The sequence below is a fragment of the Caulobacter sp. LjRoot300 genome (genome assembly GCF_964253875.1).
Lineage (GTDB): Bacteria > Pseudomonadota > Alphaproteobacteria > Caulobacterales > Caulobacteraceae > Caulobacter.
Window position 1 is genome coordinate 22,637 of sequence record NZ_CAXUSA020000010.1, and the last position, 21,318, is coordinate 43,954.

26 protein-coding genes are annotated in these 21,318 nt (G+C 68.6%); 15 read left to right on the forward strand and 11 right to left on the reverse strand.

The genetic code is table 11. The features are described 5' to 3' along the window. Positions 1-121: 121 nt before the first annotated feature. Positions 122-1,519 (reverse strand): MFS transporter, encoded by a 1,398-nt coding sequence (locus ACSQ2G_RS22480; RefSeq protein WP_436034605.1) that lies wholly within the window; start codon positions 1,517-1,519, stop codon positions 122-124. Between the two features lie 83 nt (positions 1,520-1,602). Between ACSQ2G_RS22480 and ACSQ2G_RS22485 the strand changes: the two genes are divergently transcribed. Then, complete coding sequence (locus ACSQ2G_RS22485; RefSeq protein WP_436034606.1) at positions 1,603-2,310, forward strand: ArsR/SmtB family transcription factor; 708 nt, start codon at positions 1,603-1,605, stop codon at positions 2,308-2,310. A gap of 39 nt (positions 2,311-2,349) precedes the next feature. Here ACSQ2G_RS22485 and ACSQ2G_RS22490 read toward each other — a convergent pair whose 3' ends face one another. Next, positions 2,350-4,203: an ABC transporter transmembrane domain-containing protein gene (locus ACSQ2G_RS22490; RefSeq protein WP_436034607.1), complete on the reverse strand. Its 1,854-nt coding sequence runs from the start codon at positions 4,201-4,203 to the stop codon at positions 2,350-2,352. 113 nt (positions 4,204-4,316) lie between these two features. On the opposite strand from ACSQ2G_RS22490, the gene rpmE reads away from it, so the two are divergent. Beyond that, positions 4,317-4,544: a 50S ribosomal protein L31 gene (rpmE, locus tag ACSQ2G_RS22495; protein WP_310082005.1), complete on the forward strand. Its 228-nt coding sequence runs from the start codon at positions 4,317-4,319 to the stop codon at positions 4,542-4,544. A 280-nt stretch (positions 4,545-4,824) separates the two neighbouring features. Here the strand turns inward: rpmE and rcdA are convergent, their stop codons facing one another. Further along, on the reverse strand, positions 4,825-5,334 hold the full coding sequence (rcdA, locus tag ACSQ2G_RS22500) for a protease adaptor protein RcdA (protein WP_310082006.1): 510 nt from the start codon (positions 5,332-5,334) through the stop codon (positions 4,825-4,827). A 189-nt stretch (positions 5,335-5,523) separates the two neighbouring features. Beyond that, positions 5,524-5,730 (reverse strand): DUF1192 domain-containing protein, encoded by a 207-nt coding sequence (locus tag ACSQ2G_RS22505; protein WP_436034671.1) that lies wholly within the window; start codon positions 5,728-5,730, stop codon positions 5,524-5,526. A 92-nt stretch (positions 5,731-5,822) separates the two neighbouring features. On the opposite strand from ACSQ2G_RS22505, the gene ACSQ2G_RS22510 reads away from it, so the two are divergent. From ACSQ2G_RS22510 to ACSQ2G_RS22525, 4 genes are all read left to right on the forward strand, one after another. Next, a complete protein-coding gene (locus tag ACSQ2G_RS22510) occupies positions 5,823-6,797 on the forward strand; it encodes an NAD(P)H-quinone oxidoreductase (protein ID WP_436034608.1) in 975 nt (324 codons plus the stop codon). After that, on the forward strand, positions 6,794-7,939 hold the full coding sequence (locus tag ACSQ2G_RS22515; RefSeq protein ID WP_436034609.1) for a 2OG-Fe(II) oxygenase family protein: 1,146 nt from the start codon (positions 6,794-6,796) through the stop codon (positions 7,937-7,939). The genes ACSQ2G_RS22510 and ACSQ2G_RS22515 overlap by 4 nt, the downstream gene beginning before the upstream one ends. A 30-nt stretch (positions 7,940-7,969) precedes the next feature. After that, complete coding sequence (locus ACSQ2G_RS22520) at positions 7,970-8,695, forward strand: DUF72 domain-containing protein (protein WP_436034610.1); 726 nt, start codon at positions 7,970-7,972, stop codon at positions 8,693-8,695. A 105-nt stretch (positions 8,696-8,800) separates the two neighbouring features. Beyond that, positions 8,801-9,520, forward strand: coding sequence for a DUF1013 domain-containing protein (locus ACSQ2G_RS22525; RefSeq protein WP_310082011.1), 720 nt, complete (start codon positions 8,801-8,803; stop codon positions 9,518-9,520). A gap of 161 nt (positions 9,521-9,681) precedes the next feature. Here ACSQ2G_RS22525 and ACSQ2G_RS22530 read toward each other — a convergent pair whose 3' ends face one another. After that, a complete protein-coding gene (locus ACSQ2G_RS22530) occupies positions 9,682-9,855 on the reverse strand; it encodes a YdcH family protein (protein WP_035084766.1) in 174 nt (57 codons plus the stop codon). A gap of 128 nt (positions 9,856-9,983) precedes the next feature. On the opposite strand from ACSQ2G_RS22530, the gene ACSQ2G_RS22535 reads away from it, so the two are divergent. The 3 genes from ACSQ2G_RS22535 (at position 9,984) to ACSQ2G_RS22545 (ending at position 11,369) form a co-directional block, all read left to right on the forward strand. Then, positions 9,984-10,595 carry a UbiX family flavin prenyltransferase gene (locus ACSQ2G_RS22535; protein WP_436034611.1) on the forward strand — a complete coding sequence of 204 codons (612 nt, stop codon included), beginning with the start codon at positions 9,984-9,986 and terminating at the stop codon, positions 10,593-10,595. A 23-nt stretch (positions 10,596-10,618) separates the two neighbouring features. Beyond that, complete coding sequence (locus ACSQ2G_RS22540) at positions 10,619-11,077, forward strand: TIGR02444 family protein (protein ID WP_436034612.1); 459 nt, start codon at positions 10,619-10,621, stop codon at positions 11,075-11,077. Between the two features lie 70 nt (positions 11,078-11,147). Next, on the forward strand, positions 11,148-11,369 hold the full coding sequence (locus tag ACSQ2G_RS22545) for a YdcH family protein (RefSeq protein WP_310082017.1): 222 nt from the start codon (positions 11,148-11,150) through the stop codon (positions 11,367-11,369). 48 nt (positions 11,370-11,417) lie between these two features. Here ACSQ2G_RS22545 and ACSQ2G_RS22550 read toward each other — a convergent pair whose 3' ends face one another. Both ACSQ2G_RS22550 and ACSQ2G_RS22555 read right to left on the reverse strand, forming a co-directional pair. Continuing rightward, positions 11,418-11,888 (reverse strand): OsmC family protein, encoded by a 471-nt coding sequence (locus ACSQ2G_RS22550; RefSeq protein ID WP_436034613.1) that lies wholly within the window; start codon positions 11,886-11,888, stop codon positions 11,418-11,420. A gap of 170 nt (positions 11,889-12,058) precedes the next feature. Continuing rightward, positions 12,059-12,778 (reverse strand): GGDEF domain-containing protein, encoded by a 720-nt coding sequence (locus ACSQ2G_RS22555; protein WP_436034614.1) that lies wholly within the window; start codon positions 12,776-12,778, stop codon positions 12,059-12,061. A 283-nt stretch (positions 12,779-13,061) separates the two neighbouring features. Here ACSQ2G_RS22555 and purE point away from each other — a divergent pair, with 283 nt between their 5' ends. The 4 genes from purE (at position 13,062) to ACSQ2G_RS22575 (ending at position 16,669) form a co-directional block, all read left to right on the forward strand. Beyond that, a complete protein-coding gene (gene purE / locus ACSQ2G_RS22560; RefSeq protein ID WP_436034615.1) occupies positions 13,062-13,565 on the forward strand; it encodes a 5-(carboxyamino)imidazole ribonucleotide mutase in 504 nt (167 codons plus the stop codon). Beyond that, positions 13,565-14,659 carry a 5-(carboxyamino)imidazole ribonucleotide synthase gene (locus ACSQ2G_RS22565; RefSeq protein WP_436034616.1) on the forward strand — a complete coding sequence of 365 codons (1,095 nt, stop codon included), beginning with the start codon at positions 13,565-13,567 and terminating at the stop codon, positions 14,657-14,659. Before purE ends, ACSQ2G_RS22565 begins: the two co-directional genes overlap by 1 nt. A 423-nt stretch (positions 14,660-15,082) precedes the next feature. Then, the gene (locus ACSQ2G_RS22570; protein ID WP_436034617.1) at positions 15,083-15,373 is read left to right on the forward strand and encodes a hypothetical protein; all 291 of its coding nucleotides are present in this window, start codon (positions 15,083-15,085) and stop codon (positions 15,371-15,373) included. 3 nt (positions 15,374-15,376) lie between these two features. Next, complete coding sequence (locus ACSQ2G_RS22575) at positions 15,377-16,669, forward strand: McrC family protein (RefSeq protein ID WP_436034618.1); 1,293 nt, start codon at positions 15,377-15,379, stop codon at positions 16,667-16,669. A 99-nt stretch (positions 16,670-16,768) separates the two neighbouring features. Here the strand turns inward: ACSQ2G_RS22575 and ACSQ2G_RS22580 are convergent, their stop codons facing one another. Further along, on the reverse strand, positions 16,769-17,155 hold the full coding sequence (locus tag ACSQ2G_RS22580) for a RidA family protein (RefSeq protein ID WP_436034619.1): 387 nt from the start codon (positions 17,153-17,155) through the stop codon (positions 16,769-16,771). Between the two features lie 92 nt (positions 17,156-17,247). Between ACSQ2G_RS22580 and ACSQ2G_RS22585 the strand changes: the two genes are divergently transcribed. Further along, on the forward strand, positions 17,248-17,961 hold the full coding sequence (locus ACSQ2G_RS22585; protein WP_436034620.1) for an aspartate/glutamate racemase family protein: 714 nt from the start codon (positions 17,248-17,250) through the stop codon (positions 17,959-17,961). 145 nt (positions 17,962-18,106) lie between these two features. On the opposite strand, the gene ACSQ2G_RS22590 is transcribed toward ACSQ2G_RS22585, so the two are convergent. Beyond that, a complete protein-coding gene (locus ACSQ2G_RS22590) occupies positions 18,107-18,763 on the reverse strand; it encodes a COQ9 family protein (protein WP_436034621.1) in 657 nt (218 codons plus the stop codon). Positions 18,764-18,943: 180 nt separating this feature from the next. Between ACSQ2G_RS22590 and rpsU the strand changes: the two genes are divergently transcribed. After that, entirely contained in the window at positions 18,944-19,183 is a 240-nt protein-coding gene (gene rpsU, locus ACSQ2G_RS22595; RefSeq protein WP_155856916.1) for a 30S ribosomal protein S21, read from the forward strand. A gap of 179 nt (positions 19,184-19,362) precedes the next feature. Here the strand turns inward: rpsU and ACSQ2G_RS22600 are convergent, their stop codons facing one another. Then, positions 19,363-20,325 carry an alpha/beta fold hydrolase gene (locus ACSQ2G_RS22600; protein WP_436034622.1) on the reverse strand — a complete coding sequence of 321 codons (963 nt, stop codon included), beginning with the start codon at positions 20,323-20,325 and terminating at the stop codon, positions 19,363-19,365. Between the two features lie 82 nt (positions 20,326-20,407). Beyond that, a complete protein-coding gene (locus ACSQ2G_RS22605) occupies positions 20,408-21,202 on the reverse strand; it encodes a M23 family metallopeptidase (RefSeq protein ID WP_436034623.1) in 795 nt (264 codons plus the stop codon). Positions 21,203-21,318 lie beyond the last annotated feature (116 nt).

Below are 21,318 nucleotides of genomic sequence, written 5' to 3' on the forward strand. Positions count from 1 at the left end.
ACAGCCAAGGCGCAACAGACCTCATGGCCGGCGAGGTTTCAAGCCGCGGTGCGGGAACCTGACCTCCCATCCGCCGAAAAAGCGGTCGATTCCACCTCCGATGGCGAAAACAGGCGGGATTTCATTCGGTTGCCGTCAGCCGGCCGACACTGGGATCCCGGCGCAGGTCGCTGCGCCAGGCCACCCAGGCGGCGCCCAGCAGCACCGCCGCCGCGACCAGGCCGGAGATCCGCAGGCCGGCGGCGATCCTGTCGGGCCCGCCAGCCGCCAGGGTCCCCATCACCGCCACCCCGGCCGCGCCCGCCGCCTGCCGGCAGGCGTTCAGCACGCCCGAGGCCGTGCCCGAGAGGTGGCGGTCGACGCTGGCCAGCAGGGCGCTGGTCATGGCCGGCACCGCCATGCCCATGCCGGCCGGGATCAGCAGGAAGCCGGGGATCATCGCCCAGAAGGGGCTGTGGGCCGTCAGCCGGCTGGTCAGGGCGTAGCCGACCGCCGCGACCAGCACCCCGCCGGCCATGGTCCGCGCCGAGCCGAACCGGTGGGCGACCCGCCCGCTCAGCAGGTTGGAGACGATGAAGGTCGCGGTCAGCGGCAGGAAGGCCAGGCCCGCTTGCAGCACGCTGTAACCCGCGGAGCGCTGAAGAAAGAGGCCCAGCACGAAGATCACCCCGTAATAGGTGAAGTTGACGCCGACCCCGATGACCACGGCCGACCAGACCATGCGGCTGCGGAACGCTTCCAAAGGGACCGCTGGATGCGCGCTGCGCATCTCGACCGCCAGGAAGGCCGCCGCCGTCGCCAGGCCGGCGACCAGGGCGGCCAGCACCAGTGCGTCGTCCCAGCCGCGATGCCCGCCCTCGATCACCGCCCCGACCAGGCAGGCCAGGGCGACGAAGCCCAGGACCTGGCCGGGCAGGTCCAGTGGTCGCTTCTCGCGCGGCGGGACCTCGGGGACGAAGGCCAGGGTCAGGGCCGCGCCCAGCAGGCAGAGCGGCAGGTTGACCAGGAACACCCAGCGCCAGCCCAGGGCGCCGATGAGCAGGCCGCCGATCACCGGTCCGGCGGCGATCGACACCCCGCCGGCCGCCGTCCACCAGCCCACGGCCCAGGCCCGCGCCCTGTCGTCGCCGGCCGCGGCGTGGGTGATCAGGGCCAGCGAGGGCGGCACCAGCAGCGCGGCCGCCGCGCCCTGGATCGCCCGCGCCAGGACCAGCTGCAGCGCGTCCCGCGCCAGGCCGCAGGCCGCCGACGACACGGCGAACAGCACCAGTCCGGCCAGGAAAGCCCGGCGCGGCCCGAACCGGTCGCCCAGGGCGCCGGCCGACAGCAGCAGCGCCGCCAGCAGCAGGGTGTAGGCGTCGACCACCCATTGCAGGCTGGCGGTCGGCGCCCCGAACTCGCGGCCGATGGCGTCCAGGGCGACGTTGACGATGGTCACGTCCAGCTGGACGATCGTGAAGCCGAAGCTGGCGGCGGTCAGGATCAGCGGCAGGCGCGGCGGCAGGGCGACTCGGGTCATGGCGCGATCTTCGCCGAGACGGCGGCCGGATGTTACATCGAAGGCTGAAGCATTCGCCTCGCCGCGGGCCTATATTTAGCGCCATGGAAGCCAACATCGCCTCCCCCGCCGCCCTGATCGGCGATCCCGGCCGGGCGGCCATGCTGCAGGCCCTGCAGGACGGCCGCGCCCATCCGGCCGGCGCCCTGGCCTGGGCGGCCGGCCTGACCGCCCAGGCCGCCAGCAACCACCTGACCAAGCTGGTCGACGGCGGACTGATCAGCGTCGAGCGCGAAGGCCGACACCGCTACTACCGCCTGGCCAACGCCGAGGTCGCCCACGCGCTGGAGGCGCTGGCCGTGCTGGCCGCGCCGGTCCGCTCGCTGGAGCAGCCCCGCTCGCCCCAGGCCCGGGCCCTGCGCGAGGGCCGCTGCTGCTACGGCCACCTGGCCGGCCGGCTGGGCATAGCGGTGACCGACGCCCTGGCGGCCCGCGGCGCGATCCGTCCGGTCGAGGGCAAGCTCTACGAGATCCCGCCGACCGGCCGCGCCTGGTTCGAGGACCTGGGCCTGGACCTGGACGCCCTGCGCTCCAAGCGCGGCGTAGCCCGCCAGTGCCTGGACTGGACCGAGCGCCGCCACCACCTGGCGGGGCCGCTGGGCGTGACCCTGCTCAGCCGCCTGGTCGCCCTGGGCTGGATCGAGACCGTCGCCGGCAGTCGCGCGGCGCGGCTGACGACGCTGGGGCGCGAGGAACTGCGCAAACGGCTGGGGGTCGATCTAGAGGCGGTGGAAGGTCGCGAGGCGGCTTAGCGGTTGGGGACAGGCGCATGCGCCTGTCCCCGTCTTCATCTACGCCGCCTCCACCCCGAACTGCAGCCGCGCCAGCTTGGCGTAGAGGCCGCCCTGGGCCGAGAGTTCGGCGTGGGTGCCCTGCTCCACGACGCGGCCGTCCTCCATGACCACGATGCGGTCGGCCTTCAGCACGGTGGCCAGGCGGTGGGCGATGACCAGGGTCGTGCGCTGGCTCATGGCGTCGTGCAGGGCCTTCTGGACCAGGCGCTCGTTCTCGGCGTCCAGGGCGCTGGTGGCCTCGTCCAGCAGCAGGATCGGGGCGTTGCGGACCAGGGCGCGGGCGATGGCCAGGCGCTGGCGCTGGCCGCCCGACAGGGTCTTGGCCCGCTCGCCGACCGGGGTGTCGAAGCCCTGCGGCAGGGCGTTGATGAACGGCGTGGCCTGGGCCGCGTCGGCGGCGGCGCGGGCCTCCTCGTCCGTGGCGTCCGCGCGGCCGAAACGGATATTGTCCAGGGCCGAGCCGGAGAACAGCGGGCTGTCCTGGGCCACCAGGGCCATGCGGTCGCGCACCTCGGCGGGGTCGGCGGCCCGCAGGTCGACGCCGTCCAGCTTCACCACGCCCGCCTGCGGGTCGTAGAAGCGCAGCAGCAGCCGCAGCACGGTGCTCTTGCCCGCGCCGGAGGGACCGACCAGGGCCACGGTCTCGCCGGGGTTCACGACCAGGTCGAAGCCCTTCAGGGCCGGCAGGTCCGGGCGGCCGGGATAGGCGAAGGTCACGCCCTCGAAGGCGATGGCGCCCCGGGCCGGGACGGGCAGCGTCCGCGGCTTTTCCGGCGCGGCGATGCCGGGCTCGGAATTGAGCAGGTCGGAGATCCGCTCCATGGCCCCGGCGGCCTTCTGCACGTCGCCCCAGACCTCGCCCAGGGCGCCGACCGAGCCGGCGGCGAAAATGGCCAGCAGGGCGAACTGGGCCAGGGTGCCGGCCGTCATCTCGCCCGACAGCACCAGGTGCGCGCCGACCCAAAGCAGCAGGGTGACGCCGCCGAACGCCAGGGCCATGACCACCGCCGTCATGCCGGCCCGGGCGTTGATCCGCCGCACCGAGGCTTTGTAGGCCGCCTCGACGGCGCCGCCGAACCGGGCGTCGGCCGCGCCCTCGCGCCCGAAGGCCTGGACGGTGTCCAGCGCGTCCAGGCTCTCGCCGGCGTAGCCCACGGCGTCGGCGAACTTGTCCTGGGCGTTCACCGACAGCTTGCGCACGTTGCGGCCCAGCAGGAAGATCGGCGCCAGGATCACCGGCACCATCAGCACGATGAAACCCGCCAGCTTCGGGCTGACCACGGCCATGTAGCCCAGGCCGCCGATCAGGCTGAGAATGTTGCGCAGGGCGACCGAGACGCTGGTCCCCACCAGTTGCTCGACGATGGTGATGTCGGTCGTCATCCGCGACAGGACCTCGCCGGTGCGGGTCTTGAGGAAGAAGGCCGGGTCCAGCTTCAGGGTGTGGCCATACAGCGCACGGCGCAGGTCGGCGACCACGCGCTCGCCCAGGCGGGTGACGAAGAAGAATCGCAGGGCCGTGGCCACGGCCAGCAGCAGCGCCACCGCCGCCAGACCGATGAAGGCGCTGTTGACCGCCTCGCCCGAGCCCTTGCTGAAGCCCTTGTCGATCACGCCCTTGAAGGCGCCCGTCAGGCCCAGGGTGGCCCCTGTCGAGAACAACAGGAAGAAGCCGGCGGCCAGGGCGTCGCCCACATGGCGGCGCACGAACGGCAGCAGGTGAGCCAGCGGACGGATGTCCTTGCGGCGTGGGCGGCGATTGGCCGCCTCGGCCAGGTTCTGCACCAGCTCCGCGCCCGCGCTCGGCCTGCCCTCGGCCGAAATCTCGCCCGCGTTCACGTCGCCCATCAACTGTCCCTTGCCAAATTCGCGCGCTTTCTTTATAGCCGCGCGTCTCCGAGAGCCACCCGCAAGGTTTGGCGCCCGCCCACATTTACGCCGCCTCAAGTCGGTTGGATCGCCCGATGAAACAAGACATTCACCCCGACTATCACTTCATCACCGTCACCCTGACCGACGGTTCGACCTATCAGACCCGTTCGACCTACGGCAAAGAAGGCGCGACCCTGGCTCTGGACATCGATCCGCGCGTGCATCCGGCCTGGACCGGCGGCAACAGCCAGATGCTCGACCGCGGCGGCCGCGTCTCGCGCTTCAACGCCAAGTTCGCCGGCTTCACCGCCAAGAAGTAAGCGTTTCACGCTTCTCGCCGTAAGGGCGACGAAAGGCCGGTTCCGCGTTCGCGGGCCGGCCTTTTCTGTTTTAATCATGGCATGAGCGCTTGACGACACCCTCTCCCAGCGGGAGAGGGCGGGGCCCGCGCCGACAGGCGTGGGAGGGTGAGGGGTTACGCCCTCACCGGGTTTTTCTAATTTTGGTGGGACAGATTCGGCGCGCCGTCCGACGCTGTAACCCCTCACCCTCCCATCGCAAGCGATGGGCCCCTCCCTCTCCCTCTGGGAGAGGGTGAATCTACGCCACCCCGAACGCCGCGGTCAGGCGGTCGAACTGGGCCTGGACCGGGCGGGGCGCCTCCTCGTCGGCGGCGGCCTCCAGGTACATGCGCTTGTCCAGGTGGCGAACGCGCTCATAGAGCCGCTCGGAACGCTGCAGCAGGTTGACCAGGCCGAAAGGCAGATCCTCGACGGGGGCGGGCTCGCCGGCTTCCAGGCCGAGGCGATAGTTCTCGGCGCAGGCGGCCTGGGCCTCCATCTCGCCTTCCTTGACCGCGCGCTGGACCAGCAGCCACGAGGCCACCTGCATCAGGCGGGTGGTCAGGCGCATGCTTTCGCTGGCATAGGCCAGGGCCGCGTTTCGCGAGAGAATCTTGCTGTCGTGACGGCCGGCCCCGTCGAGATAGGCGGCGGTCTCCTCGACCAGCGTCATGCCTTCCTCGAACGTCCGGTCGAAGAGCTCGGAGCGAGCGAAGTCCTGGATCACGCCAGCACGCCAGGGGGCCGCGGCCACGTTCAACTCGGTCATAGCTACTCAATGCCCCTTCGAAAGGCCGCGAGACGGTCTCGCCGAACAGGAGGACTGCAACCCCCGTGCCAGACATGATCGTCCCGTTTCGCGACCGCCCCGCCCCCAGGTCCGTTTCGAGCTCGATGTCGAGTCTCGATATTCCGAGTCAGGCGGGTCCGAGACTCCGCCTGTAGCGTAAACCGATCGTTAGTCGAGGCGACCAAACAGCGCATTGGCCGCGTCGCGCCCCGCCTTTTTCTTGCTGAGCTGGGCGCGGGTGCGGGCGATTTCCGTTTCCAGCGCCTCGATCCGCTCTTCCAGTTCCGCCACGCCATAGGTGTCCAGGTCCTCGTGCGTGGTGGCGTTGAGCGCATCGCCGCGGAAGGCGCGCGGCTCGACCGGTTCTTCCATCATCGGATCGGTCTCCCTTTGCTCGACCCCTTTTCGATCCTCCATCTGACGCCTACCAAGGGCGGGACGCAAGCCTCACGGGATGTTCCGCCCCCATGTCCGAGACCATGACCACCATCGCCGTCGAGGGCGGCAAGGGGCCGGCCGACGCTCTTCGTCCCGTGACCGTGGCGCGCCCGCGGCCGGGGCCCGGCCAGATCCTGGTCCGCGTGCGGGCCGCGGGGGTGAACCGTCCGGACCTGTTGCAGCGCCTGGGTTTCTACCCGCCGCCGCCCGGCGCCCCGACCATCCTGGGCCTGGAGGTCGCCGGCGAGGTGGTCATCGGCGCGGGACGCTGGAAGGCCGGCGACAAGGTCTGCGCCCTGCTGGGCGGCGGCGGCTACGCCCAATACGCCGTGGTCGACGCCCGCCACGCCCTGCCTATCCCGGACGGTTTCGACTTCGCCCAAGCCGCCGCCCTGCCCGAGACGGTCTTCACGGTGTTCGCCAATGTGTTCGAACATGGCGCGCTCAAGCCTGGCGAGACGCTGCTGATTCATGGTGGGACGTCCGGTATCGGGACAACGGCGATCGCCATGGCCAAGGCGCACGGCGCGCGGGTGATCGCCACCGGCCGCGGCGCCGACAAGAGGGCTCAAGCCCTGGCGCTGGGGGCCGACATCGCCGTCGACGCCAAGACCGAGGACTTCGCCGAGGTCGCCAAGGCGGCCGGCGGGGTCGACGTGGTGCTGGACATGGTCGGGGCCAGCTATTTCGACAGGAACCTCGAGGCCCTGAACACCGGCGGCCGGATCGTCTACATCGCCGCCCTGGCCGGGCCGGTTCTGGAGGTCCCGGTGATGAGGATCATGCAGAAGCGCGCGGTGATCACCGGCTCGACCCTGCGCCCCCGCCCGGCCGACGAGAAGGCGCGGCTGGCCGCCGAGATCGAGCGCGTCGTCTGGCCGTGGATCGCGGCCGGCAAGCTCAAGCCGGTGATCGACGCCGCCTTCCCCCTGGAGGAGGCGACCAAGGCCCACGCCCACCTCGAGGCCGGCGAGCACGTGGGCAAGGTCGTACTGCTGACATGAGCGACACCTCTTCGATCAGCAAGACCGCCCCGCCCGGCCCGAGGTTGGGCGAGCCCGCGCCATGGTTCACCGCGCGCTCGACCGGCAACCCCCGCTTCACCTTCCATACGGCCGCCGGTCGCTACATCGTCCTGGGCTTCGTGGGTTCGTCCGAGCACCCGTTGGCGGCCGCCGCGCTTGCCGAGGTCGCCGCCCGCCGGGCGCTGTTCGACGACGTGAAGGCCTCTTTCTTCGGCGTCAGCGTCGATCCGGCCGACGAGGCCCAGAGCCGGGTCGCCGAAAGCCTGCCCGGCTTGCGCTGGTTCTGGGATCACGACCTGGTGCTCAGCCGGCTGTACGGCGCCGCCGACGTCGAACCAGGCGCGGCGGACGGCGTGACCTACCGTCCGTTCTGGCTGGTGCTGGATCCCCAGTTGCGCTGCCTGCTCAGCGCCCCGATCACCGAGACCCGCGCGGTGCTGGACTTCGTCGCCGGAGCCCCCGACCCCGGCGACCACGCGGGGGCCCCGCTGCACGCCCCGGTGCTGATCCTGCCGCGGGTGTTCGAGCCCGACCTGTGCCGTCGGCTGATCGGAGCCTACGAGGCCGCTGGGGGCCAGGCGTCCGGCTTCATGCGCGACGTCGACGGCAAGACGCGGCTGATCGTCGACCCGACCCACAAGCGGCGCAGCGATCACGACCTGGTCGATCCCGGCCTGCGCGCGGCGGCCGCGGCGTGCATCCGCGACCGACTGGTGCCCGAGGTCGCCAAGGCGTTCCAGTTCAAGGCCACCCGCATGGAGCGCTACCTGGTCGGCTGCTACGACGCCGCCGACGGCGGCCACTTCCGTCCCCATCGCGACAACACCACCGCCGGCACCGCGCACCGGCGGTTCGCGGTGACCATCAACCTGAACGCCGAAGGCTACGAGGGCGGCGACCTGTCCTTCCCGGAGTTCGGCCCCCGTCGCTATCGCGCGCCGACCGGCGGCGCGGTGGTGTTCTCCTGCTCGCTGCTGCACATGGTCGACCCCATCGTCGCCGGCCGCCGCTTCGCCTTCCTGCCCTTCCTCTACGACGAAGCCGCGGCGCGCGGGCGCGAGGCCCGCAACGCGGAACTGGGCGAGGGGCTGGCGCCGTACGTGGCGGGGCCGGCGGCGTGAACCGGCCAGGAACGCCGGCGTTCCTTCCCCATGTCTCCTCGCCCGCGCATCGGCTGTTCCGGCTGGACCTATGACGACTGGAAAGGCCCGTTCTACCCCGAGACCGTGAAGGCGAAGGACCGCTTCGCCTATTACGCCACGCGCTTCGACACCACCGAGATCAACGGCAGCTTCTATCGCCTGCCCTCGGAGGCGGCTGTGGAGGGTTGGGCCCGGCAGGCGCCGGACGGCTTCCTGTTCGCCTGGAAGGTCTCGCGCTACATCACCCACAACAAGAAGCTGAAGGACTGCCAGGACAGCGTCGACCTGGTGTTCGGCCGCATGAAGCCGCTGGGCGACCGGCGCGGCCCGGCCCTGGTGCAGCTGCCGCCGATGCTCCACCGCGACGACGAACGGCTGAAGCGGTTCCTGGACTGGCCGCCGAAAGGCCAGCGGGTCACGGTCGAGTTCCGCCACGCCAGCTGGTACGACGAGGCGGTCTACGCGATCCTGCGCGACCATGGCGTCGCCTTCTGCGTCTCCGACCACCACGACGCCCCCTCGCCCTGGCTGGCCACCGCCGACTTCGCCTATGTGCGCGGCCACGGGCCCGGCGGCCACTATCACGGCCGGTATTCGGACGCCGAGCTGAAGGCCTGGGCCAAGCAGCTCGCGGCCTGGCGCGCCGAGGGCCTGGAGACGTTCAGCTACTTCGACAACGACGTGAAGAGCGCTGCGCCGAAGGACGCGGACAAGCTGATCGCCCTGCTGACGTGAGCGCGCTCCGTTCCCCGTTCCCTTTCCCGAAGAACCGCATTATAGCTCCAGGCTGAACATCCCGCCCGGCCGCAAGGTCGGGCGCCGTCATTTCTGGAGGACCGCATGTCCGACATCCTGATGCCCAAGGCGACGGCCGTCTGGCTCGTGGAAAACACGTCGCTGACCTTTGAACAGATCGCCGATTTCTGCGGTCTGCACCCGCTGGAAGTCAGCGGCATCGCCGACGGCGAGGTCGCGCGCGACATTCGCGGCGCCGACCCGATGGGCAACGGCCAGCTGACCCGCGAAGAGCTGGACAAGGCCCAGGCCAATGACAAGTACCGCATGAAGGCCCAGGTCAGCCGCCACGCCGAACTGCTGAAGCCGCAGAAGAAGGCTCCGCGCTACACCCCGGTGTCGCGCCGCCAGGATCGCCCGGACGCCATCGCCTGGTTCCTGCGCCACCACCCCGAAGTGACCGACGCGCAAATCTCCAAGCTGCTGGGCACCACCAAGTCGACCATCGAGCAGGTCCGGGCCCGCACCCACTGGAACGCGGCCAACATCAAGCCGGTCGATCCGGTGACCCTGGGCCTGGTCGGCCAGCTGGAGCTGGACGCGCTGGTCAAGAAGGCCGCCGAGAAGAAGGCCAAGGACGACCTGAAGAAGGGCATCCTGCCGGAAGACCCGACCCTGCGTCCGGCCTCGGAAACCAGCGCCCTGCCGGAAGACCACGACGAGGAAGAGGCCGCGATCCGCAAGGGCCGCATCGAGCCCAAGGCCGAAGACGTGTTCGGCAAGTCGACCTACGTCCCCGACGAGGACGAAGACGACGAGGACTGATCGTGATTGGGCTGGATTGGGGACAGGCGCATGCGCCTGCCCCCCTCCGCGAATGTCCCATCCGCGACAGCAAAAGGCCCGCACCGTCTGCACGGAGCGGGCCTTTCTGTTTTCGGCCTCCTCGGGCGGCCATCCCCGCTATCGGCGATGGCCAGAGGGGGCTAGTGAAGTCGGGCCCTGAGGCCTTCGATCTCCTCCTTGAGCCTGAGCTTCTGCCGCTTCAGCTCCCGGAGACGGGTGCTGTCGCTGACGGGTCGACTGGTCTCCTCCTGAATCGTGCGGTCGAGGTTCTCGTGACGGGACCCTAGCTCGCGGATACGGGATTCGATGGCCATGGCTGTCGGCTCCTTGCTGGTGGAGGCGCAAGTCAACACCCGCTGTTCGAAGCTGTCAGATCACATATGATTGCAATCGGCGGCGCTTGACCTGGCGCAGCTTGCTCCCAGGACGGACGAAATTCACCATGTCGGACCCGCTGGCCTTGTCGGAAAAACCTCGCCTGGTCGTCGGAATCTCAGGCGCGTCGGGGGTTGTCTACGGTTTGCGGGCCCTGGACGCCTGCCGCGAACTGGGCGTCGAGAGCCACCTGGTCCTGTCCAAGTCGGCCGCCCTGACCCTGGCGCAGGAGACCCAACTTTCCATCGCCCAGGTCAATGAGAAGGCGGACGTTGTCCATCGTGTGGGCGACATTGGGGCGGCGATCGCGTCGGGCTCATATCGGACATTGGGCATGATCATCGCGCCGTGCTCGGTCCGCTCGATGAGCGAGATCGCCACCGGCGTCACCTCGTCCCTGCTGACCCGCGCCGCCGACGTGACGCTGAAGGAGCGCCGGCCGCTGGTGCTGATGGTGCGCGAGACGCCGCTGCACCTGGGCCACCTGCGCACCCTGACCAAGCTGGCCGAGATGGGCGCGGTGATCGCCCCGCCGCTTCCCGCGTTCTACGCCAAGCCGCGGTCGATCGCCGAGATGGTCGACCAGTCGGTGGGCCGCGCGTTCGACCTGTTCGGCCTGTCCTGGCGGCCGGTCAAGCGCTGGGGCGAGGGCCTGGCGACGATCACTGGAGAGGCTTGAAAGGCCTTGGGGGGTTAACCGAGATGCGGCTTTGGCAGTGGGCCCTGGATGTCTATGCGCGACAGTCTGTCGCAGGCGCGTGCCTGGCGCTGCAGGACGGGCACGGCCAGAACGTGCCCTATCTGCTGTGGGCCGCCTGGCGGGCCAGCGAAGGCCGGACTGCCGACGTTCAGGCGGCCGCCCGGCTGGTCAAGCGCTGGGACGCCGAGGTCGGCTCGCCCCTGCGCGCCATCCGCCGCGCGATCAAGCCCGCCTGGCCCGCGATCGACGACGGCGCGCGTGAGGACTTCCGCAACGCGGTCAAGGACGTCGAGCTGCACGGCGAGAAGGTGCTGATGGAAAGCCTGGAAGCGCTCAGCGGCGCGCCGGGTCCGGCGCTGGACGTGTTCGACACGTTGCTGGAGGCCGCCCGGGCGTCCGGCGATCCGCCGCGCGAAGCCGCCCTGCGCGCCCTTTCCGACGCCTTGGCCGGCGGGGTTTGACGAGGGCCTTTACCCCCTGTCAGGCTTTGCTATCTATCACCGCCCCCGGGTCCCAGCAGGAAGAGCGTCCATGAACGACGACGACGCTTCAGACGACAGCGACATCGCCCTCGAGCGGCGTCTGGCGATCCTGCGCGAAGAGCACCAGGATCTCGGCGACGCGGTCACGGCCCTCGAGGAGCGCCCCCAGCCCGACATGCTGCAGATCGCCCGCCTCAAGCGCCGAAAGCTGGCGCTGAAGGACGAGATCGTGCGGCTGGAAGACCAGCTCATGCCGGACATCATCGCCTAGGGTATCGTCGCCGACCGCGCCAGCAACCTCAGGACCGCGACCGCCGCCTCATTGCACCTCCACGCTCGCCTCGTGCGCCACCGGGAAGTTCAGCGAATTGGCCACGAAGCACTTGGCGTTGGCCTCGTGGTGCAGGGCCAGGGCCTTGGCCGGGTCCGAACCCGCCGCGATCGTCACCCGGGGCCGCAAGGTCGCGCTCTCGAACCGGCCGCCGCCGGTCTCGTCCTCGACCATCACCGCCGTGGCCTCGTCGCTATAGGCGACGACCACCACGCCGTTCGCCGCGCACAGGTGCAGGTACCAGAGCTGATGGCATGAGCTGATCGAAGCCAGCAGCAGTTCTTCGGGGTTCCAGCGGCCCGGGTCGCCGCGGAAACTCGGATCCGACGAGCCGGCGATCGTCGGCTTGCCCTCGGCGGCGACCTCATAGGCCCGCTCATAGGACCGGTAGCTGGCCGTGCCGGCGCCGGTATCGCCCGTCCAGGTCAGGGTCGTGGCGTAGTGGTGCGACTTGGACACGGGCGGGCTCCTCTTTTGTGAGGGAGATAGCGCGCTCTCGCCCTGACGAAAACCTCGCCCTTCGAAAGCTCAGGATGAGGTTTTTCTACTGCCCGCGAATGGAAATGGTCCTCATCCCGAGCCTGTCGAAGGACGAGGACCACGCAAGGCGTTTGAAGGCCGATGCGCCCTTACGCTTCCTTGCGGACCCGCTTCTTCAGGAACATCGCCGCGTCGGCCTCGGCCAGGGCGACTTCGGGGTCGACGCCCGCCTCGATCTCGCGCACGCCCCAGGAAATGCGCAGTGGCACCGACCACTCGCCCACCTGCACGGGCATGTCGCGCACGGCGGCGGCCAGGGTCTCGGCCTTGGAGGCGGCGGTCCGCTGGTCGGCCTGGACCAGCAGCACGGCGAACTCGTCGCCGCCGATCCGGCCCACCACGTCGGTTTCGCGGACATGGGCCTGCAGGCGCTCGGCCACGGCCTTCAGGGCTTGGTCGCCGGCCGCGTGGCCGAAGCGGTCGTTGACGGCCTTGAAGCCGTCCAGGTCGAAGAACACCAGGCTGGCCGGCGAGCCGTAGCGCTGGGCGAAGGCCGCCACCCGCTTGATCTCGCGCAGGAAGGCCCGGCGGTTCAGCACCGGGGCCAGCACGTCCAGGTCGGCCAGGCCCTGGGCCTCGCCCAGCTTGAACTTCAGTCGGGCGACCTCGTTGCGCAGGTCGTCGATCTCGACCATCAGGGTCTTCAGCGCCGCCTGCACCTGCGGGCTCAGGTCGGCCTCAGACAACCCCAGGAACCCGGCCGTGTCGGCGGCGACCACGGCCCGCGCGACGGCCGGTCCGGCCGCCTCGGTCAGGGCTCGGCGGCGGATGGCCGAGAAGGATTCGGTGCGGGCGCTGGTGATCTTCATGGGAGGCCGGGAACCACAGGGGGAATCACTTGCAATGAAGCTCCAGCATTTCTGCGTTCTTTCATTAACCATGACAATGGCGACACCCCTGTGTCGCGGCGTCGCGGGTTTGGCCTATCCCTTCGGATCGCCTGGGCTTTTCCCGAGGTTCATTCGGTGAGAACGGGCTTTGGCGCTTTGACGCCAGGGGCTATAAGGCCCGCGATTCACGGCCGTCAGGTCACGGAACGCGCCAAAACCTTTGAGGGGCGTTCCACCGCCGCCTCTAGGGAAATCGTCGCCGATGCCCACCGCCACGCCACCTGTCGCCCCCCCCGTGGCGATCGTCATGGGCAGCCGCTCGGACTGGCCGACGATGAAGAAGGCGGCCGAGGCGCTCGACGCCCTGGGCGTGGCCTACGAGGCCAAGGTGGTGTCGGCCCACCGCACGCCGCAGCGCCTGGTCGCGTTCTCCACCACCGCCCAGGCCGCCGGCTACAAGGTGATCATCGCCGGCGCGGGCGGCGCGGCCCACCTGCCTGGCATGGTCGCCTCGATGACCATCCTGCCGGTGCTGGGCGTGCCGGTGCAGTCCAAGGCCCTGAACGGCCTGGATTCCCTGCTGTCCATCGTCCAGATGCCGGGCGGCGTTCCGGTGGCCACCCTGGCGATCGGCGAGGCGGGGGCCAGGAACGCCGGCCTGCTGGCCGCCCAGATCCTGGCGATCTCGGACGACGCTTTGGCCGGCCGCCTGGCCGCCTTCCGGGCCGAACAGACCGACAGCGTCGTCGAAAGCGTCGAAGACTGATGACCCAGCCCCCCGCCGCTCCCCTGGCCCCCGGCTCCACGATCGGCATCCTCGGCGGGGGGCAGCTGGGGCGCATGCTGGCCCTGGCCGCCGCCCGCCTGGGCTTCGACGTGGTGATCCTCGACCCCGAGGAGAACAGTCCGGCCGGCCGCGTGGCCGCCCGCCAGATCGTCGCCCCCTATGACGACCGCTGGGCGCTGAGACGCCTGGCCGAGGTCTGCGACGTCGTCACCTACGAGTTCGAGAACGTGCCGGCCGACACGGTCGCCGAGCTGACCGCCCAGGGCGTGCTCGTCGCCCCCGGCGCCAAGGCCCTGGCCGCCGCCCAGGACCGGGTGGTGGAAAAGACCTTCCTGGCCGAGATCGGCGTGCCCACCGTCGCCTTCGCCGCCGTCGAGACCGCCGATGACCTGGCCGCCGCCGTGGCCAGGATCGGCGCCCCGTCGCTGCTCAAGACCCGGCGCGAGGGCTATGACGGCAAGGGCCAGGCCTGGGTCCAGCGCCCCGCCGACGCCCCGGCCAGCTTCGACAGGATCGGCCAGCAGCCGGCCATCCTCGAGGCCCCCGCCGACTTCGTGCGCGAGCTGTCGGTGATCGCCGCCCGCGGCCGCGACGGCGAGATCGCCTGCTACCCGCTGTCGGACAACCACCACGAGGGCGGCGTCCTGCGCCGCACCAGCGCCCCGGCCAAGATCACCGAGGCCACCCGCGACCAGGCCGAGGCCATCGTCGCCAAGATCCTGACCGCCTTGGAATATGTCGGGGTGATCGGGGTCGAGCTGTTCGAACTGGCTGACGGCAAGCTGCTGGTCAACGAGTTCGCCCCCCGGGTGCACAACACCGGCCACTGGACCCAGGACGGCTGCGAGGTCGATCAGTTCGAGCAGCACATCCGCGCCGTCGCCGGCTGGCCCCTGGGCCCCACCGCCGCCCGCGCCCATGTCGAGATGACCAACCTGCTGGGCCCCGAGGTCGAGGCCTGGGCCAAGCTGGCCGCCGAACCCGAGACCCGCATCCACCTCTACGGCAAGGGCGAGGCCCGGCCGGGGCGGAAGATGGGGCACGTCAATAGGTTGCGGGGGCTGAAGGACTAGGGGCGTCAGACGCTCTCTCCCTCTCCCTTTCGACCGCCATTCCGGGCCTTGTGCCCGGAACCCCTCTCTTCGCCGCAGGTGCGGGGGAGTGGCGCGCTAGCTGTCGCACCATTGTACTTCACCGTCGGCTGAACCAGGGGTCCCGGGCACAAGGCCCTGCGCCTACCGCAACCGACAAAGCGCCCTCGACGGCCCATGGAAACAGGCCGGCGGCTTCCCGCCGTCGGTCTCCCTGACCATGCGCCCAAGCCAGGACAGTCTCTAAGTCCCCGAAAAGCTGGGCGCTGATCTCGCCGCGCTTGGAGCCGGGCGTCAGCACGATCTTATCGATCAGGCCGCGTAGCGCGGTCGCCGCCTCGGTACGGTCGTCTGGATCGTTCAGCGCTTCGGTCAGCGGACGACGAAGATTTCCTGAGATTGGTCATGGAATTCTTTGTGGCGTTTCAGAGACATGCGCCGTTGGGGCATGCGTTCTTCAGGACTGTCAAAGACGAAAATTCGCTGAAGCGGCTCTGGGATACGCAACTCCAGCACTTCGTAAAACGTAGATTTCGCTTTGACGATGCGACATTGAAAGATGTGGAGGCGTTGTGGGGCACCTGCATTTCGTCTGTCGAAGCACTAGCGGTTGCTGAAGCGCCGCTAGTTGAAGGCTCAGCGGAGCCTGCGGTGCAGCCAGGCGCAGCCCAAACCGCCCCCGCGCCGGAGGCATAATTCGTGAGCGTTGAAGGCGAAAAGCTCATCATCACGATGAATTCGCGTGCGACAATGACGCTCCCCCTCGCCGCGCTACTTACCAACGGCGAGCTTTCGGTTTTGCCGCATATCGAAGAGAAGGGATTGCTATTCCTTCAATTTCGAAGAGGCAGCGTTCTGCTGAACGCGGGCAAATACGTTGGGCTTATTCCACTAACGAATTCGATTGCAATTGATGTTCAGCCAAAAATGCCTGTTGGAAACCTCTCTCGTGTTTTGGGAGAATCTCGGGCTACCATAGACTATATTTCGGGATCTGATCGACTTTACGAGGCATTTGGGAGCCCAAGTGCAAACGTGCTTGAGTTCATACTAAGAAATCTTATTTCCGCGCTTCAGCCCATCGAGAGTAACGGGACACTAAAGCAGTATGTTCAGCGTGTAGAGGTAGCGGCGCATCCTCGCGGCAGAATTCGTGCGGCGGCCACGCTGCAAACCTGCCGTGCTCGCGGTATAAAACATCGTGCAGTGATTGAAAGGTTCGATCAAACTTCGGATATTGCACCCAACAGGGTAATACGATCAGCGCTTGTCCACTTGCTAACATCGTTGAGAAGGGGGCAGCCGGATAGAGCTCTACTTCGACGTGGAAATGAAGCTTTTAGCCGTCTTCCAGGTCAAATCCGCGACGCGTCGAGCTATGACTACATAGATTGTCAGCACATTGTTCGCTTTAGAACTCTGCCGACCGGTCGAGAATACTATTACAGACCTCTGGATATTGCATTATTGGTTCTATCCGGTCGCGGAATCGCTTTGGACCAATTCAGCGGGAACGTTATATTAGATACCTTTATTGTGGACTTTGAGGCGGTGTTCGAGAGATACTTAAGAAATGCTTTGGAATCACGCGTTCCGACTCACATAGCGGTTCTTGACGGAAATGAAGATGGGCAAAAGCCATTGTACGATGACAGGGCCGTGCCGCCAGCCCAGCCCGATATCGTGCTCGTCGACAGGGAGACCGGGCAAAAGATTGTTGTTGAGGTCAAATATAAAGACAAACCTGATCGGGGTGATATCAATCAGGCTATAACGTATGCCCTTTCCTACCGGACAAATCGCGTAGTCCTCGTTCATCAAAAGCGAGATGGAAGCGTATCGGGACTTCGTCGCCTGGGAATCATATCTGGAATTTCTGTTGAATGTTATGCTTATGATCTCTCTAGGGAAGATTTGGAGGCCGAAGAGGAGGCGTTTACTTCGGTACTTTCTGCAATGTTACTTCCCGTCTCGGGTGTGCAGGCGGCATAGGCTCTTCAGATCGCCACGCAGAGCATATGTCGGTTTGAGTTGCCGCACGGCCCGGGATGACGGTGTGGAGGAGGAAAACGCGAGGGCGAACCAGCCCCCTCACGCCATCGCGATGATCTCCAACTCGACCAGCCAATCGTCGGCCAGGGTCTGGACAATGATGGCCGTGGTCGGGATGCGCCGGTCGCCCAGGGCCTTGACCCGCGCCGCGCCGTTGGCCTCGACATAGGCCGGATCGCGCAGGTAGCTGGTCAGGCGCACGATGTTGTCGACGCTCATGCCGGCGCTGGCCAAGATGGTCCGCAGGTTCGACCAGACCAGCTCCAGCTGGTGGTCCAGCCTGGTTCCCGCCACGCCATCGGCATCCAGCCCCATGGTCCCGGCCACGAACAGCATTCGCGCCGGATCGCGCACTTCGATGGCGTGCACATAGTCGTCGGTCGCGGCGTAGATCCCGTCGGTGGGATTGTGGATCACGGTATCCATGGCGTGCCTCCTGGGCTTTTGTCTTGTGGGCTTGGCGTCCAGAGCTTAGCGGAAAGACACGCCGTCGGTGTGACGGCCTTCCGGAGCGACGAATGGCCAAGCAAGCGCTTATCGGTCTCATCGGCGGCATGAGCTGGGAAAGCTCGGTGCACTATTATCGGCTGATCAACGAAGGCGTCCGCGACCGGCTGGGCGGCGTGGCCTCGGCCCGGAGCCTGATGTGGTCGTTCGATTTCGCGGCGATCGAGGCGCTGCAGCACGCCGGCGACTGGGACGCCCTGGGCGGCCAGATGGCGGACGCAGCGAGGACCTTAGAGGGCGGCGGGGCCGATTTCCTGGTGCTGTGCACCAACACCATGCACCGCTGCGCCGGCGCCATCGAGGCGGCCGTGTCGATCCCCCTGCTGCACATCGCCGACCCGACGGCGGCGGCGATCCAGGCCGCGGGCCTGACCAAGGTCGGCCTGCTGGGCACGGCCTTCACCATGGAACAGGACTTCTATCGCGGCCGGCTGGAGGAGAAGTTCGGCCTGGAGGTGCTGGTTCCCGACGCCGAGGACCGCAAGGCGGTGCACGACATCATCTATCGCGAGCTGGTGACCGGCCAGGTGCTGGACGCGTCTCGCGAGACCTATCGGGCGGTGATCCGGCGGCTGGTCGATCGCGGCGCGCAGGGGATCATCCTGGGCTGCACCGAGATCATGCTGCTGATCGGCCAAGCCGACAGTCCCGTGCCGGTGTTCGACACCACGACGCTGCATGCGATGGCAGCGGTGGATCGGGCGCTGGAAGGCTTGCGCCAATAGACCCTCCCCCTGTGGGGGAGGCGATCGCGCAGCGATCGGTGGGGGGAGCTTTAGGATCGAGGATCGGAGGTCCGATAGCGGCCGATTCCTTCCCCCCTCCGTCGGCTTCGCCGACACCTCCCCCACAGGGGGAGGGGCTTCAGGACTAGCCCCGTCCGTACCGCATCCGCGCCAGGGCCCCGGCCACCTCGGCCGCCAGGTTCATCGGCTTGATCCCGGCCTTCCATTTCTCGAAGGCCATGACGTTGTCGATGCGGCCGTCCAGGTGCTTGAGCGCCGACTCGCGGCCGGACGCCATATCGACCGCCAGGGTCGAGACCAGGATGCCCGACAGGATCGCGCGCTTGGAATAGTGATTCTCGTCGGTGGCCGTGTCGCCGGCCCAGCGCCACAGGACGTCGGCGCTTTCCCAGACCAGGCTCAGGGCCAGCGGCAGGTGGGTCGGGAAGGCCAGGAAGGCCGACAGCTTGCGCAGGGCCTCGGCGTCGCCCTGGGCGGCGTCCAGGCGGGCGACGACGGCCGAGCGGATCTTGTCGCGGATCTTGGTCGGCTGCGGATCCTGGGCCTGCAGCGTGGTCAGGGCGGCCTTGTCGTGGCGGCGCGACAGCAGGGCGGCCAGGTCGCGCGGGCCTTGCGGCAGCAGGAGTTGCGCCTCGCCGGCATTAAGCCCCGTAGCGGCGGCCGCGGCTCGGACCAGCCCAGGGTTCCACCCCAGGCGCGGCGCCAGGCGCAGGGCCTCGTCCAGCACCCGCTGCTCGGTCGTCTCGGCCCAGTTGGCCGCCTCGGCGTCTTTGTCGCTCATGAATCCGAGTCTACACGGGACTTTAGGCCGCGTCGCCATGGACAGAGGCCGCCGCCTCTGCTATCAGCCGCCCCTCGTCGCCCGGGAGATCCCTTTCCGGGCTTATCAGGTTTTGTTCGCCCGCCCGGCCCCTGAGAGGGACTCGGGAAGATGGTCGGGCCGTCGAATGGAGAGAGACCCCTGGTCCAGATTTTCGTCCGCGACAACAACGTCGATCAGGCGCTCAAGGCCCTGAAGAAGAAGATGCAACGCGAAGGCTCGTTCCGCGAAATGAAGCGGCACGTGCACTACGAAAAGCCGTCGGAAAAGCGCGCCCGTCAAAAGGCCGAAGCTGTCCGCCGCGCCCGCAAGCTGGCCCGCAAGCGCGCCCAGCGCGAAGGCCTGCTGCCGATGCCGAAGAAGCCGGTCGGCGCGCGTTAAGCGACGCTCCCAGGTTCCTGGACACAACAAGCCCGCGTGGAGCGATCCACGCGGGCTTTGTTTTGTCCGCTGCGCGGCCCCCTCCGGCCCTTTGGGCCACCTCCCCCAGAGGGGGAGGTCTGGGCCGCGCTAGATGCTCCCCCTCTGGGGGAGCTGTCGCGGAGCGACTGAGGGGGTCTTCAAATGCGAGGCCCCGCCACGAATTCCACCGCCTTGACGATGTGCCCGGCGAACGGCTCGCCCAGCAGCCGCGTGTGGCTGGCGGCCTCCACGTGGTCCACATAGCCGTGCCTGGACCGCAGCGCCGGGGCGGACTGCATCGCCTTGCGCCGCTCGCGCCCCTTGACCGGTCCGGCCGTGACCACCGCCACCGGCCAGTCGGGATCATAGACCGGTCCGGCGGCCGCCTGCCGGGCCGCCTGGGGCCACAGGGCCACTTCGGTGGCGGCGGTGCGGTTGTGGCGACCGTTGGCGAAGGCCCAGCGCTTCTCGGCCTGGGCGGCTGGCGGCAGGCCGATCTTGTCGCCCAGGCCGGTATGGGCCAGCGGCTTGAACAGCCCGATCGAGGCGCCGCGCGCCGCCCAGCGTGAAGCCGCGGTGAACGCCTTGACGAACGGCTTGAAACTCTCGGTTTCAGCCGCGTCGGCCGTGGACGCGTCGACCAGCACCAGCCCCGCCACCTGGCTCGGGTTGCGTCCGGCGTATTCGCGCAGACGCAGGCCGGCCATCGAATGGCCGACCAGGATGAACGGCCCCTTTTCGCCCGAGGCGGCGACCAGCTTCTCGAAGTCGGAGACGATGGCCAGGCCGTCGCGCGGCGCGGGTCCCGGCGGCGAGAAGCCCATGCCGGCCCGGTCATAGGCGCAAGACCGCCAGCCGGCGGCGCTCAAGGCCTCCTGGGTCGCGCCCCAGTCAGCGGCGAAGCCGAAGGCGCCCGCCTCCAGCCACACCAGCGGGCGCCCGCCGGTCCCGCCTTGGGACGGCCCTTCACAGACCAGCCGCAGTTGCCGCCCCTCGCCGATGTCGACCATGCGGCCCCGCGGCACGGGGTGGCTGGCCGCCGACATCAGGCCGCCCACGGCAACGAACGAAACGAAGAGAAGAGCGAATCCGGCAACGACGCGTCCGATGAACTTGAGCATTCGGCCACTCTAGACGAGCGACCATGTCCGTCGAGTGACGGCGCCGTCCAAATTCGATGCAGGGGTTCGACCTGCGCAGGCCTTAGCCGTCGACGACGTTGATCCGCGTACGGATGCGGCCGCCCTTGACGCGGGTGATCACGCCGTCGCCCTCGGCCGCCATCTTGCCGGCCATCTGGGCCTTGACGCCCTCCGGCCACCGCGACACCTGGGCCAGGCGCACCTTGCGCCCGACCTTGGCGGCCGCCTTCAGCGGCAGGTCGTCCTTCTCGGCGAAGGTCTTGCCCATGAACAGCGCCGGATTCAGCGGCTTGCCGGCCTTGTTGCGCAGTTCGAAGTGCAGGTGCGAGCCGGTCGAGCGGCCGCTGCTTCCGACATAGGCCACGGTCGTCCCGCGCTTGACATAGGTCCCGCGCTTGAGGCCCGCGTCGCGGCCCAGATGGGCATAGAGGGTGTGGAAGCCGTCCTTGTGGGCCACCTCGACGAACCGGCCGTAGGTCCCGCTGACGCCGCTGCGCGTGATGACGCCGTCGGTGGCGACATGTACGGGCGCGCCGGCCGGAGCGGCGATGTCGACGCCCTCGTGCAGGCGGCCGTTCTCTTCCCACGGCATCTGGCGCAGGCCGAACGGCGAATTGACCACATGGCCCGGCAACGGGGCGTCGAACACGAAGGCGGGCGGCGGAGCCGGCGGCGGCTCGGGCGCCGTGACGGGCGCGATCGCGGGCGCCGGCGCGGGCTTGTCCGGGTCGGCGCCCATCGCGCCGATGGCCGTGACGGCGTTGACCATGCCCCAGACCACGATGGCCCCGCCCACCGCGGCGAAGGCGGCCAGGGAATAGGGAGACGCGGTTGCGGCCAGGACTCGTGACGCCAAGAGCGATCCTCACAGACGGTCGGTCGACCCGAGGTGACCGCGCCGAAGCGCGTCTCCATCCCACAGGCGACCTTTCGGGATGATGAAGGCCGGCTCTATGACGCGCCCATGCGGCA